The sequence below is a fragment of the Flavobacterium sp. genome, assembly GCF_024642105.1.
Classification (GTDB): Bacteria; Bacteroidota; Bacteroidia; order Flavobacteriales; family Flavobacteriaceae; genus Flavobacterium.
This window is the reverse complement of the sequence record NZ_JAHEBT010000052.1, coordinates 195,700-210,619: the sequence shown is the minus strand read 5'-3', so window position 1 is coordinate 210,619 and position 14,920 is coordinate 195,700. Positions and strand designations below refer to the sequence as shown.

Below are 14,920 nucleotides of genomic sequence, written 5' to 3'. Positions count from 1 at the left end.
TTTAATTTTTTTATGTACCGAATAATACATAAATTGCTCCCTATATATAGACTGAAAAATTAACTCCTATTACTATGTTGCAACGCGCTATTTTTTTTATCTTTTGTACGTTTTTTATAAGTTGTTCTAAAAATAATTCCGATACTCTCTTTACTCAATTGGATTCCTCTGAAACTGGAATTGATTTTAAAAACGAAGTCAAAAATGGAGAGAATATGAACATCTTCAAATACCGTAATTTTTATAATGGTGGCGGGGTAGCTATTGGCGATATTAATAATGATGGTTTAGCCGATGTTTTTTTTACGTCCAATCAAGGAACTAATAAGTTGTACTTGAATAAAGGGAATTTTAAATTTGAAGATATTTCGTCCAAGTCTGGAATTGAAGGTAAAAAGGCCTGGTCTACAGGTGTGGTGATGGTGGATATCAATGATGATGGCTATTTAGATATTTACGTTTTGGATGCAGGAAGTAATATCGATGCAATTCGTAAAAGTCAATTGTACATTAACAATAAAAACAACACTTTTACTGAAAAAGCAGCGGAGTATAATTTAGCAGATACAGGAATCACCACTCATGCAGCCTTTTTTGATTATGATAAAGACGGTGATTTAGATTGCTATATTTTGAATAATAGTTTTATTCCAGTAAGTAGTTTAAATTATTCAAACAAAAGAGAATTACGCGATAAAGATTGGGATGTAGCAGACATTTTAAAAGGCGGAGGAGATAAATTGATGCGTAATGATAATGGTAAATTTGTTGATGTAAGTGAGGCTTCAGGAATTTATGGCAGTTTAATTGGTTTTGGTTTAGGTGTTACGGTAGGAGATGTCAATGGAGATTTATACCCGGATATTTATATATCGAATGATTTTTATGAAAGAGATTATTTGTATATTAACAATAAAAACGGAACTTTTTCAGAGCAAATTCAAACTTGGGCAACCCACCTTAGTCAAGCGTCTATGGGAGCTGATTTAGCCGATATCAATAACGATGGTAAACCAGACATCTTCACTACAGATATGTTGCCTGAAGGCGATGAACGTTTGAAGACTACTACAAGTTTTGATAATTATGATTTGTTGACACGTAAATTGAGTATGGATTTTTTTAATCAATACATGTCTAACGCGTTGCATATCAATGATGGAAATCATTTTACAGAAATTGCCAATTTTGCTGGAGTATCCAAAACGGACTGGAGCTGGGGTGCGCTTATTTTTGATATGGATAATGATGGATATAAAGATATTTACGTATGTAATGGGATTTATCACGATTTGACCAATCAAGATTTTATGGATTTTTTTGCTAATGATTTGATGCAAAAAATGGTGGTTACGGGTAAAAAAGATGATATAGAAACTATTATTGCCAAAATGCCAAGTACGCCTATTCCTAATTATGCTTTTAAAAATAATCGTAATCTTACCTTTACTAATAATGTTACCAATTGGGGGTTAGATACTCCAAGTTTTTCCAATGGTGCTGCTTATGGGGATTTGGATAATGATGGCGACTTAGATTTAGTAGTCAATAATGTGAATATGGAATCGTTTGTTTATAGAAATAATTCAGAGAAAAATAAAGCCAATCATTTTCTTAAAGTAAAATTGAAAGGAGCTGCTCAAAATAAATTTGCCGTGGGTAGCGTGGTGGAATTGTATTCAGGTTCAGCAATTATTCGTCAAGAATTAATTCCGTCAAGAGGATTTCAGTCTTCTATAGATTATGTGATGACTTTTGGATTGGGCAATAAAAAAATTGATTCTTTACAAGTCATTTGGCCGAATGGCAAATCACAAACGATTAAAAAAGTAGCTTTAAATTCCACTATTAATTTATCTATTGTGGATGCTAAAGCAGAATATGTTGTAAAATCTAATCCATCGAAGAGTTGGCTGAGAGAAGTGAAATCGAATTTTGCTGCTCATAAAGAAAATGATTTTATTGATTTTGATTACGAGGGATTAATTTCTAAAATGCTATCACAAGAAGGTCCTTCATTAGCAGTTGGAGATATTAATGGAGATGGAAATGAAGATGTATTTATTGGTGGAGCCAAAGGACAATCAGGTAAAATTTATGTCAATAAAGGGAATAATAACTTTGGTGTTACTACTCAAAAAGCCTTAGAAGGAGATGCTAATTTTGAAGACACAGCCGCTAGTTTTTTTGATGCTGATGGCGATGGTGATTTGGATTTATTAGTGGGTTCTGGGGGAAATGAAAGAATAAGTCCAGCGAATTATCAAAACCGTTTGTATTTGAATAACGGTAAGGGTGCATTTGCAAAATCATCAGCAATTATTCCTTCCGCAAGCACAAGTGTTTCGGTAATTGCGCCGTATGATTTTGATAATGACGGAGATGTAGATGTCTTTGTCGGTAGTCGAAGTGTTCCAGGAGTCTATGGGATTGATCCAAAACACGTGTTGTTAGAAAATGACGGAAAAGGAAATTTTAAAAATGTTATTGATAAAAAAGCATTTAAACTCAATGCAACTGGAATGATTACCGATGCTGTTTGGGAAGATGTTGATAATGATGGTAAGAAAGATTTAATCATTGTAGGCGATTGGATGGCGCCGCAAATTTTTAAAAATACAGGAAGACGTTTAGCGGTATTCAAATCTAATTTGACGGATTATACTGGTTTTTGGAATTCAGTACAATGTGTGGATTTGAATAATGACGGTAAAAAAGACTTTATTTTAGGCAATAAAGGGACTAATACTCCTTATAAAGCATCGGTTAAAAACCCTATGAAATTGTTTACTAATGATTTTGATAGTAATGGAACCATTGAGCAAATTACTACTCGTTTCATTGACGGAAAGGATAAGCCAATTAATTTAAAACAAGAACTAGCAAAACAGATTCCGTCTATTAAGAAGAAAAATTTGAGTTATGGTGATTATGCGAAAAAATCAATTCAGGAAATATTTTCTTCTGAAGTGATTACTAATTCATTGCAAAAAACTGCTGTTTTTCAAGAAAGTGTTGTGGCTATTAATAAAGGAAATGGCCAGTTTGAAATGAAAAAAGTGCCTGCTCAAGTACAATTCTCATCTGTAAATACAAGTTGTGTTATGGACGTAAATAAAGATGGTATCTTGGATATTATTCTTGGAGGGAATCAATACGAATTCAAACCACAATTTGGGCGTTTAGATGCTAATCATGGAAGTGTTTTACTGGGTGATAAAAAAGGAAATTATTCTTGGTTGCCTTATAATAATTCAGGTTTCTTTGTTACAGGTGAAATTCAAAAGATGAGAACGATAAAGAATAAAAATAATACAACTACCGTTATTACGGTACTAAATAATACTACTCCAAAACTATTTACAAGCAATGAATAATTTTATTAAAATAGGCTTAGCATCATTGCTACTCATCGGTTGTTCAAAGAATGAAAATCAATTATTTGAAAAATTATCGCCAGATGCCAGTAATGTTAAATTCACGAATCAATTAGACGAATCAAAAAACATCTCCATTTTAGATTATCTCTATTATTATAATGGAGGAGGGGTCGCTCTAGGAGATATTAATAACGATGGTTTAGTCGATATCTATTTTACATCTAACCAAGGAAAAAATAAACTATATCTCAATAAGGGAGGAAATAAATTTGAGGATGTTTCAGTAAAAGCGGGTGTTGAGGGTGAAAGTGATTGGCAAACGGGTTCCATTATGGCAGATGTTAATGGAGATGGTTATTTAGATATTTATGTTTGCGCAGTGGTGGGTATTAACGGTTTTGAAGGGCATAATGAATTGTATATCAATAATAAAGACAATACGTTTACTGAAAGCGCTGCCGAATATGGTTTAGATATTGATAATTATACTACTTCTGCCGCATTCTTGGATTATGATAATGATGGTGATTTGGATATGTATTTATTAAATCATGCGATTCACTCGGAGTCTTCGTATGGAAAAGCAGACATTAGAAACAAAAGAAGTTACGAAAGTGGAGATAAATTATTCCAAAATGATAACGGTCATTTTGTTGATGTTAGTGAAAAAGCGGGAATATTTGGTGGTGCGAATGGCTATGGTTTAGGAATTGCCGTTTCTGACTTTAATTTAGATGGAAATCCAGATATCTATGTGTGTAATGATTTTCATGAAGATGATTATTATTATTTGAATAACGGTGACGGAACTTTTACAGAGAGTATGAAGAATTATTTTGGTCATACTAGCCGATTCTCAATGGGGGTAGATGCTGCTGATATCAATCACGATGGCTATCCGGACCTGATGACATTAGATATGCTTCCTGAAAATGAGACCGCTTTAAAATCCTCGGCAGGGGATGATAACCCGCAAATGTTGAAATACCGCACGGAAAAATTAGGATACCATTATCAGTACACTAGAAATATGTTGCAAATCAATCAGGGTGGAAAACACTTTACTGAAACGGCTTTGTTGAGTGGTGTGGCGGCAACAGATTGGAGTTGGAGCACATTATTTGCGGATTATGATCAAGATGGAGAACAAGATATTTTTGTTTGTAATGGAATTCCGAAACGACCAAACGATTTGGATTACATAAAATATTTTTCAAATGAAAGTATAAAAACAAAGTTGAATACAACCAAATTATTAGATAAACAGGCGCTGAAAAAGATGCCAAAAGGGAATGTTTCGAATTATGTGTTTCAAGGTGGTAAAGATTTACAATTTAAAAACAGATCAACTGATTGGATAGAAAATGATTCTATTATTTCTAATGGTGGGGCTTATGCTGATTTGGATAATGATGGCGATTTAGATGTGGTGACTAATAATTTAAATAATCTTGCTTCTATTTACATCAATAAGACAAATGAAAAAGCCAATTATTTGAAATTGAAATTGCGTTTTGGAGGTAAAAATACTTTTGGCATTGGGGCTAAGGTAATTTCATATACTAAAGGCCAAAAGCAATTCAAAGACATTCAAACGACTCGCGGTTTTCAATCGAGTTCAGAACCAATAATTCACTTTGGTTATGGTAAAATTAGTCAAGTAGATTCCGTTCAAATCATTTGGCCAGATAAGACTGTTCAAACGCTGAAAAATGTAAAAACAAATCAAACACTGACGGTTCAGCCAAATAAGTTACGTAAAGTATTTAATTATGCTCAATTACATGCTAGGGTTCTACCAATTTTTAAGAAATCAGTAACTAATTTAGGGATTGACTTTATTCATCAAGAAAATGATTTTGTTGATTTTACAGCTCAAAAATTAATTCCGTATCAACGTTCCGATAGAGGACCAGCAACTGTAGTTGGAGACTTGAATAATGATGGTAAAAGCGATATTTTCTTCGGTGGAGCTCAAGGTAAGCAAGCTGCTATTTATCTTCAAAATGGGAATGGATTTTCAAAGAAAGCATTCAGTTCGATTGTTGCCGATTCGATTTATGAAGATGCTTCAGCAGTAATTGGTGATTTCAATGGAGACCACCAAAATGATTTAGTTGTTGCTTCTGGAAGTGGTCAATTTGCGGCTGATTTAGTTCATAGATTGTATTTAGGAAATACGTTAACTAAATCCGCTTTTCCGGATACAAAAGCAATGAATGCATCAGTTATTAAAACGATTGATTACGATAAAGATGGTGATTTGGATTTATTTATTGGGAACAATTCAAAATACAATAGTTTTGGAAAAATGCCGGACTGTTATTTGTTAAACAATAACAAAGGAGTTTTTAGTATTGTACAATCTAGAACTTTTGCTGCAATTGGAATGGTAACCGATGCATTGGTAACCGATTTTAATAAAGACGGTAGTCAAGATGTAATTGTGGTTGGAGAATGGATGAAACCAAAATTTTTCGCCAATACAAAAGGCAATTTTAAAGAAGTTACCGAAACTGTGTTGCCAGGTAATCAAAATGGTTTGTGGCAGTCCATTACTTCTTTTGATATTGACCAGGATGGTGATCAAGATTATTTAGTGGGGAATTGGGGAATGAATTCAAAATTCAAATCTTCACAAGAGTTTCCTATGAAGATGTACTATGATGATTTTGATGCTAATGGTACTTTTGAGACGATTGTTACTATCGAAAAAAATGGGAAGTATTATACCACCATGGGATTAGATGAATTAGTAGAAGAATTCAGCGGTATGCTGAAGAAAAAGTTTAATACTTATAAATCTTTTGCAGGCAAAACAGTTGATGAAATTTTTGATGTAGCAATGTTAGAAAAAGCAGCATTGTATGAAGTATATAATCTAAAATCCGGTTATTTGAGAAATGATAAAGGGAAATTTACTTTTGTTCCGTTTTCTAATAAAATGCAAGTAGCCCCAATCACAAGTTTTGTAAAAGCTGATTTTGATGGGGACAGAAAAGAAGACGTTTTTGTAGCGGGTAATTATTTCGGTGTAACTCCATATCATAGCCGTTTTGATGGCTTTTCGGGAGCCTTAATCAAAGATCATAAAACGATTTTTTTAGGAAACCAAATTGGAATTGACTTGACTCAAAAAGCAGTGAGGCATTTGGATATTATTCCATTAAATGGTAAAAAATACCTTTTGGTAACTATAAATAATAAAAAAGCGGAAGTATATGAACTTCCAATGAATAAAAATTAAACAATCAAATAATTAAAATGAAAACTAAAATTTATCTTTTAGGGTTAATGATAGTCCTTTTTACTTCGTGTAAAAAAGACCAACCTATTGTGGTAACTACCGATGATTATTGTGCGGCAGTAGATACGGTAACGGGTATTATGGTTCATGATATTTTTTCTCCTCCAGTTGCAGCAAGAGTCTATGTGTATCCCAATATTGCGGCCTATGAAATTATAGCGCAGAATAATGCTAAATATCAAAGTTTGCAAGGTCAATTACATGGTTTAGATTCTATTCCCGTTATAGATCCTAAAAGTGGAGTCAACCAAAAATTAGCGGCTTTGATTGCTCATATGGAAATAAGTAAACAGCTTATTTTTTCAGAACAAGCATTGGAAAAATACAGGGATAGTTTGTATGAAAAATGGGGTTCCGAAAACCAAAAAGAATTTGAAGTATCAAAAGACTATGCGCTAAAAGTAGTAGATAGAATTAAGGCGTGGATGGGAAAAGACAATTACAAACAAACCCGAACCTTTCCTAAATATTCAGTTCACACGGATCAAGCAGGAAGATGGCAACCTACCCCTCCAGCTTACATGGATGGAGTAGAGCCACATTGGGGGGAAATAAGAACTCTAGTAATGGATTCGGCAGCGCAATTTAAACCAAAAGCACCCCATCCTTTTTCGACTGACAAAAATTCTTTATTCTATAAAGAAGCTAAAGAGACCTATGATGTGGGTAATGAAATGTCTAAAAAATTATTGGCAATTGAAAACGCCAAGACAAATGTAATTCCGGAGAAATCAGCAATAGCCACTTTTTGGGATTGTAATCCGTATGCGACAGTAACTCAAGGTCACATGATGTTTGCCAAAAAGAAAAACACACCAGACGCACATTGGATTAATATTGCTAAAATTGCTTTGAAGAAAACAAAATCTGATTTTGAAACAGCTGTTTTTGTCAATACCAAAACTTCAATTGGGATATTTGAAAGTTTTATTAGTTGTTGGCATGAAAAATACAGAACGAATGTGATTCGTCCAGAAACCTATATTAATTTATATATTGATGAGAACTGGAAGCCACAATTACAAACGCCTCCATTTCCAGAATATACAAGTGGGCACTCGGTTGTGTCTTCTTGTTCATCGATAATTTTAACCTCTATTTTTGGAGATAATTTTAGTTATACGGATGATTCTGAAATTCCTTTTGGTTTGCCAAAAAGAAATTTTAAATCATTCAAACAAGCTGCTTCAGAAGCCTCTTTGAGCAGGCTATATGGCGGAATTCATTATAGAGCTGCTATTGAAAATGGAGTAGTTCAAGGAACTAATCTTGGAAATTATATCAATTCTAAAATCAACTTTTTTAAATCTAAATAAATCTCATTTATACAATGAATACAAAAATTAAATGGTCAATTATTGCAATTTCAATTGTTTTCTTAGGCTGGTATTTTTTAATTAAACAATCCGATTATACTATTACTTTTGAAGCTAAAGCAGCTACTGGAACTGTTTTTCAAGGAATACAAGAATGGTCAGTAGCACAGTCCAAAAAGAATAATGACACTTATACTACTCTTGAAAAAAAGAATTTCGATTTTATCAAGCAAGAGTTTAAAAAAGGGAATAATCAAATGGAGTATTCTTGGACTATGAAATCTATTAATGACTCTACAACACGATTAGTAGTTGATATTAAAGATTTGAATCATAGTTGGTACAATAAATTGACAGTTCCTTTTATTTCTACTCCTTTTAAAGTAGAACAAGTTAATAAAATTAAAGATTTTAAAGCAGGTTTAGAAGACCATTTGAAGGCTTTTAAAGTTAGAGTAGATGGTGAGGGTGAGTCAAAAGAATTATTTGTAGCTTATATCAGTTTAAAAAGTGTTTTGCAAGAAAAGGCACAAACAATGATAGGGAATGATCCAGATATTGTAGGGTATTTAGATAGAAATAAGATAAAAATTATTGGATTTCGTCCTTATTTAGAAATCACAGATTGGGATCAAGATAAAGAGATTGTTAGTTTTAATTATTGTTTTCCTATAGCAAAAAACACAAAGTATGTTCCTGATGATAAAGTAAAATTCAAAACAATTCCTGCAATGAAAGGAATTCAGGCAACTTATTTTGGAAATTACAGAACTTCAGACAGGGCGTGGTTTGCATTGTTTGATTATGCCAAGAGAAATGGTTTAAAAGTGCAGAACAAAGTATTGGAACATTTCTTAGCCAATCCTTTCAATGGTGGGAATGAGTTAGAGTGGGAAACAAAAATTATTATCCCTTTCGCTTCAAAATAAGCATTTTTTTCTTGGATAAATTATACAACTCGAAAACGTTTTCGTCTAATACGAAAACGTTTTTTGGTTGAATAAGGTTTTAGATTGGTATTTTCAGATTACTTTTATGAGCTAACCAAATAACTAAACCGAATGAGTGCGAAATTAAAATTAAATTTTTGGCAAATCTGGAACATGAATGTTGGATTTTTTGGTATCCAATACAGTTTCGGTTTGCAGCAAAGTGCTGTAAATCCCATTTATGATTTTTTACACGCTAGTCCAGATCAAATTCCATTATTAAATTTAGCGGGTCCTGTTACAGGTCTATTGATACAACCACTTATTGGAGCCATGAGTGATAACACTTGGCATCCTCGTTGGGGAAGACGTAAGCCGTATTTCTTTGTAGGCGCCTTGTTATGCAGTATAGCCTTGTTACTGTTTCCATTCAGTAGTTCGTTATGGATGGCAGCTGGTTTACTTTGGATTTTAGATGCAGGTAATAATACTGCTATGGAGCCTTACAGAGCTTTCGTTGCTGATAAATTAGATGCCGACCAACAACCAATTGGATTTCAAATGCAGAGTTTCTTTACGGGCTTTGGACAAACATTGGCTAATTTATCATTATTTATATTTCCATTAATTTTTATTGGGAAAACAGGTTCTTTACCTACTTGGATTTATGCTTCTTTCTTTTTAGGATCGGTTTGTTCAATAGGGACTATTTGGTGGAGTATGAAAACTACACCTGAAATTCCCCCAACAGATGAGGAACTAAGGGCTATGAAAGCTAAAAAAGGAGGAATTATAGAACCTATAGTTGAAATTTTTGGCGCTATTGGCGAAATGCCTAAAGTGATGTGGCAATTAGCACTAGTCTATTTATTTCAGTGGTATGCCTTGTTTTGCTATTGGCAAAATTCGTCTAAAAGTATTGCCTTGTCAGTTTGGAATGCCACGCCAGATAGTAATCCGGCAGCTTATGAAACGGCAGTGGGTTGGACAGGTTTAGTCAATGGCTGGTATAATATAGTTACTTTTTTAATAGCTTTTGCCTTAGTTGGTTTTGCCAAAAAATACAGTCCCAAAAATGTACACGCATTTTGTTTGTTATTAGCGGCTTTAGGCTTTCTAGCCTTTCCACATATTGCCAATAAATACCTATTATTTGTTGCCATTACTGGTTTTGGAATTGGTTGGGCAAGTATGATGGGTATTCCGTATTTAATGGTAGTGGCCGATATTCCGAAAGAACGTTATGGGGTTTACATGGGAATTATCAATATGATGATTGTGATTCCAATGATTATTCAAAATCTTACGTTTGGATATATCTTGAAAAACTTTTTGAATAATGATCCTCGTTTGGCGATTACTTTTGCAGGTGTACTATTGTTAATAGGAACTTTTTGTACACTATTGATTAAAACAAGGAAAGTAACTCAATAAAATAACTAGAATACCAACACAAATTTTAAATTATTAGTCTAAATTGGAAAAAACAGTTGACCTTATATGTGCAGGAGAAGTGCTTATAGATTTTATAGGCCATGAAGTAAATACCTCAATTAATAGAACCAAAGATTACCACCGTTTTCTGGGAGGTTCGCCAACTAACGTTGCTGTAAATGCCACTCGTTTGGGATTAAAATCGGTTATAGTGGCGACTTGTGGCGAAGATGGGTTGGGCGAATATATTGTGAGAAAGTTAAAAGACAATCATGTAATTACCTCTCAGGTCAGAAAATCAGAAACAGAGCCTACTTCGGTAATTTTTGTTTCCAAGTCAACTGGGACACCTGATTTTATTCCGTATAGAGAAGCCGATTACCAAATTTTACCTTCTCAAATTCCAGATGAATTACTAGAAAGTGCTAAAATTTTTCACACAACTTGTTTTGCATTAAGTAAAAATCCAGCCCGAACTACTATTGTAGAAAGTGCTAAAAAAGCAAGAGCTTTAGGACTACAAACGAGTATTGATATCAATTTTTCAGAACGCATTTGGCCAGATAGAGAAGAAGCTAAACAAGTGTTGAGAGACTATTTGTCAACTAATCCGTTGGTAAAATTGAGTGAAGACGATTGTTACCGACTTTTTGCAGCCTCTAAAACAGAAGATTATATTTTTGACTATTTTCATGAATTAGGAGCGTCTACTATTTGTTTGACCAAAGGGAAAGACGGGGTTGTTTTATCTGATAAAGAATACGGAATGTTTCATCAACAAGCCACTCGAATAGATGATATCAAAGACACAACAGGGGCAGGAGATGCCTTTTGGACCGGATTTTTATATGCTCGTTTGTTAGGGAAAGATTTTGAAGAAACGATTACTATTGCTCAAAAATTAGCCGTTTTAAAATTGCAAAACGTAGGTAGATTGCCTGAGGGAATTAATATTCAGGAATATTTAGGAGCGGAGATTAAATAAAATATTTTCCGAAGTCATTTTTTTTTGTTTTTTGAACCATTATTTTTTTAACTTTATAGTTCACTAAATCTTTTTACTATGACTGTAGATCAAATTTTAAGCACGAAAGGAAAGGAAGTGTTTTCGGTACTTCCTTCTAATACAGTATACGAGGCGTTGACGCTAATGAGTGAAAAAAATATAGGGGCAATACTCGTTATTGAACAAAATGTATTGAAAGGAATTCTTTCGGAAAGGGATTATGCTCGAAAAATTGTATTGAAAGCAAAGTCTTCTAAGAAAGCTCTAGTTCACGAAATCATGGAAGTCGATGTACAAACGGTTAAACTCTCAGATAATTTAGATTATTGTATGGAAGTAATGAGTAAAAAACGTGTGAGACATCTACCTGTATTAGAAAATAATATAGTAATTGGAATCATATCCATTAGTGACGTGGTAAAAGCCATTATTGAAATTCAGAAAGACACAATCAATCATTTGAATTCTTATATTACACAATAAATAGTTATAATAAAATTAAAGAGCAGCTACAGTAAATTGTAGCTGTTTTTTTTGACTACTACTTGAAAATCGAACTCTTTCCTACAAAAGATTCGACTTAAATACTCCTTTTTAATTCAAGAGTTCTATCTTTGTCAATCAGAAAAAATATAACAAAAAATGGATAAAAATAATAAAAAAAGTGAGGCTTTATTATATCATTCAAAACCCCAGCCAGGTAAAATACAAGTACTCCCAACAAAAAAATATGCGACGCAAAGAGATTTGTCTCTAGCTTATTCTCCGGGGGTAGCTGAACCTTGTCTCGAAATTGCAAAAGACGTTAACGACGTTTATAAATATACGACAAAAGGGAATTTAGTAGCTGTAATCTCAAACGGTACTGCTGTTTTGGGATTGGGAGATATTGGTCCAGAAGCTTCTAAACCAGTAATGGAAGGAAAAGGTTTGTTGTTTAAAATTTTCGCAGGAATTGATGTATTTGACATTGAGGTGGATACCAAAAATGTGGAAGAATTCATTCAAACGGTTAAAAATATTGCGCCCACTTTTGGAGGAATCAATTTAGAAGATATCAAAGCACCTGAATCGTTTGAGATTGAGCGTCGTTTGGTTGACGAATTGAATATTCCGGTAATGCACGATGACCAACACGGAACCGCTATTATTTCTTCGGCAGCACTTTTGAATGCTTTAGAATTGGCAGGAAAAAAAGCAGAAGACATGAAAATGGTAGTTTCAGGAGCAGGTTCTGCGGCTTTAGCTTGTGCTGATTTATATATTTTATTAGGAGTTAAATTAGAAAATATATTGATGTTCAATAGCAAAGGGTTGTTAACTAAAGACAATCCATCGCTATCGCCTTTGCAACAAAAATATGCTAAAGATTCGGCACAAATGACTTTGGCAGAAGCCTTAGTTGGTGCTGATATTTTCTTAGGATTATCGTCAGGAGATATTATGTCTCCTGAGATGTTATTGACAATGGCAAACAATCCTATTGTTTTTGCTATGGCAAATCCAACTCCAGAAATCGATTATAATTTAGCGGTTGCTACCCGAAAAGATGTAATCATGGCTACGGGAAGATCTGATTTTCCTAATCAGGTGAATAATGTGCTTGGTTTTCCTTATATTTTTAGAGGCGCATTAGATGTTCGTGCTACCAAAATTAACGAGGCAATGAAAATGGCTGCGGTAAGAGCTTTGGCCGCATTGGCAAAAGAAAATGTGCCCGAACAAGTGAACATTGCTTACGGAGTGACCAAATTGACTTTTGGTAGAGAATACATTATTCCTTCTCCGTTTGATCCAAGATTAATTACGGTAGTGGCTCCTGCTGTGGCGAAAGCTGCTATGGATTCAGGAGTAGCATTAAATCCAATTACTGATTGGAATGAATATGAAGAATCGCTTTTAGAACGTTTAGGGAATGATAATAAAATGGTTCGTTTGATTACCAATAGAGCCAAAAGAGATCCGAAACGTATTGTTTTCGCTGAAGCCGATCATTTAGATGTACTAAAAGCTGCTCAAATTGTATATGAAGAAGGGATTGGTTTTCCTATTTTGTTAGGAGACAAAGAAGTGATTCAAGAACTAAAAGAAGAAATAGGTTTTGTTGCCGATGTTGCAATTATAGATACAAAAATTGCGGAAGAAGAAGATAGACGAAATCGATTTGCTAATTCGTATTGGAAAACAAGACAAAGAAGAGGGATTTCGTTGTTAGACGCTCAAAAATTAATGCGAGAAAGAAACTATTTTGCTGCTATGATGGTCAATGAAGGAGAGGCTGATGCCTTAGTTTCGGGTCATTCAAGAAGTTATCCTTCGGTAGTAAAACCAATGTTACAGTTAATTGATAAAGCACCAGGAGTTTCTATTGTGGCTACTACTAATATGATGATGACGGCTCGTGGGCCAATGTTCTTGTCGGATACCGCGATTAATATTAATCCGTCTGCAGATGACTTAGCTAAAATTGCTATTATGACTGCTAATACGGCGAGAATGTTTGGGATAGAACCTGTAATTGCCATGGTGTCGTTCTCTAATTTTGGTTCGTCAACCAATGAAGGTGCAGCTAAAGTGAGAGAAGCAGTGGCGTATTTGCATAAAAATCATCCTGATTTGATAGTAGATGGAGAAATTCAAGCTGATTTTGCCTTAAATCAAGAGATGTTGGAGAAAAAATTCCCATTTTCTAAATTGGCAGGTAAAAAGGTAAATACCTTAATTTTCCCTAATTTGGAGTCAGCGAATATCACCTATAAATTATTGAAAGAGTTGAATAATGTAGAGTCAATTGGACCAATTATGTTGGGAATGGGCAAGCCAGTTCACATCTTTCAATTAGGAGCTAGTGTCGAAGAAATGGTTAACATGGCTGCTATTGCAGTAATAGATGCTCAAGAAAAAGAGAAAAATAATTAAAATACGATAAGTAATTTATCCCCCACATAATTATGATAGCACATATTCAAGGAAAATTAGTTGAGAAAACACCCACCGAAGTCGTAATTGATTGCGGTGGTGTTGGGTACCAAATTAATATTTCGTTACATACTTATTCTTTACTCCCCAATTCAGACCAAATTAAATTATTTACGTATCTTCAAGTAAAAGAAGATGCACACACTTTATTTGGATTTGTCGAAAAATCAGAAAGAGAGATTTTCAAAATGCTTTTGTCTGTTTCTGGAATTGGAGCCAGTATAGCTAGAACGATGCTATCTTCATTAGAACCCAAACAAATAATTCAAGCAATAGCTTCAGGAGATGTAGGCACTGTTCAATCCATCAAAGGAATCGGACTTAAAACAGCTCAAAGAGTGATTTTAGATTTACAAGACAAAGTGCTTAAATTGTATGATTTAGATGAAGTTTCTATGGTGCAGAACAATACAAACCGAGATGAAGCGTTATCTGCTTTGGAGGTATTAGGTTTTGTTCGTAAAACTTCGGAGAAAGTGATTGAAAAAATCATCAAAGAAGAACCGGATGCTTCTGTAGAATCGATTATTAAAAAGGCATTAAAGAGTTTGTAATTGCATAAAGAAACA

9 protein-coding genes are annotated in these 14,920 nt (G+C 33.9%); all 9 read left to right on the top strand.

The genetic code is table 11. From position 1 onward, the window contains the following. Positions 1-74: 74 nt before the first annotated feature. The 9 genes from Q0L65_RS06510 (at position 75) to ruvA (ending at position 14,905) form a co-directional block, all read left to right on the top strand. On the top strand, positions 75-3,377 hold the full coding sequence (locus Q0L65_RS06510) for an FG-GAP-like repeat-containing protein (RefSeq protein ID WP_296684631.1): 3,303 nt from the start codon (positions 75-77) through the stop codon (positions 3,375-3,377). After that, positions 3,370-6,627: a VCBS repeat-containing protein gene (locus Q0L65_RS06505; protein ID WP_296684629.1), complete on the top strand. Its 3,258-nt coding sequence runs from the start codon at positions 3,370-3,372 to the stop codon at positions 6,625-6,627. Before Q0L65_RS06510 ends, Q0L65_RS06505 begins: the two co-directional genes overlap by 8 nt. Before the next feature lie 17 nt (positions 6,628-6,644). Further along, entirely contained in the window at positions 6,645-8,003 is a 1,359-nt protein-coding gene (locus Q0L65_RS06500; RefSeq protein WP_296684628.1) for a vanadium-dependent haloperoxidase, read from the top strand. Positions 8,004-8,017: 14 nt separating this feature from the next. Further along, positions 8,018-8,932 (top strand): GyrI-like domain-containing protein, encoded by a 915-nt coding sequence (locus Q0L65_RS06495; RefSeq protein WP_296684626.1) that lies wholly within the window; start codon positions 8,018-8,020, stop codon positions 8,930-8,932. Between the two features lie 132 nt (positions 8,933-9,064). Then, complete coding sequence (locus Q0L65_RS06490) at positions 9,065-10,366, top strand: MFS transporter (RefSeq protein WP_296684624.1); 1,302 nt, start codon at positions 9,065-9,067, stop codon at positions 10,364-10,366. Between the two features lie 43 nt (positions 10,367-10,409). Continuing rightward, positions 10,410-11,351: a PfkB family carbohydrate kinase gene (locus Q0L65_RS06485; protein ID WP_296684622.1), complete on the top strand. Its 942-nt coding sequence runs from the start codon at positions 10,410-10,412 to the stop codon at positions 11,349-11,351. A gap of 78 nt (positions 11,352-11,429) precedes the next feature. After that, positions 11,430-11,855, top strand: coding sequence for a CBS domain-containing protein (locus tag Q0L65_RS06480; RefSeq protein WP_296684621.1), 426 nt, complete (start codon positions 11,430-11,432; stop codon positions 11,853-11,855). Positions 11,856-12,014: 159 nt separating this feature from the next. Beyond that, positions 12,015-14,291 carry an NADP-dependent malic enzyme gene (locus tag Q0L65_RS06475; protein WP_296684619.1) on the top strand — a complete coding sequence of 759 codons (2,277 nt, stop codon included), beginning with the start codon at positions 12,015-12,017 and terminating at the stop codon, positions 14,289-14,291. Between the two features lie 32 nt (positions 14,292-14,323). After that, positions 14,324-14,905, top strand: a complete 582-nt coding sequence (gene ruvA / locus Q0L65_RS06470; protein ID WP_296684618.1) for a Holliday junction branch migration protein RuvA — start codon at positions 14,324-14,326, stop codon at positions 14,903-14,905. Positions 14,906-14,920: the final 15 nt, after the last annotated feature.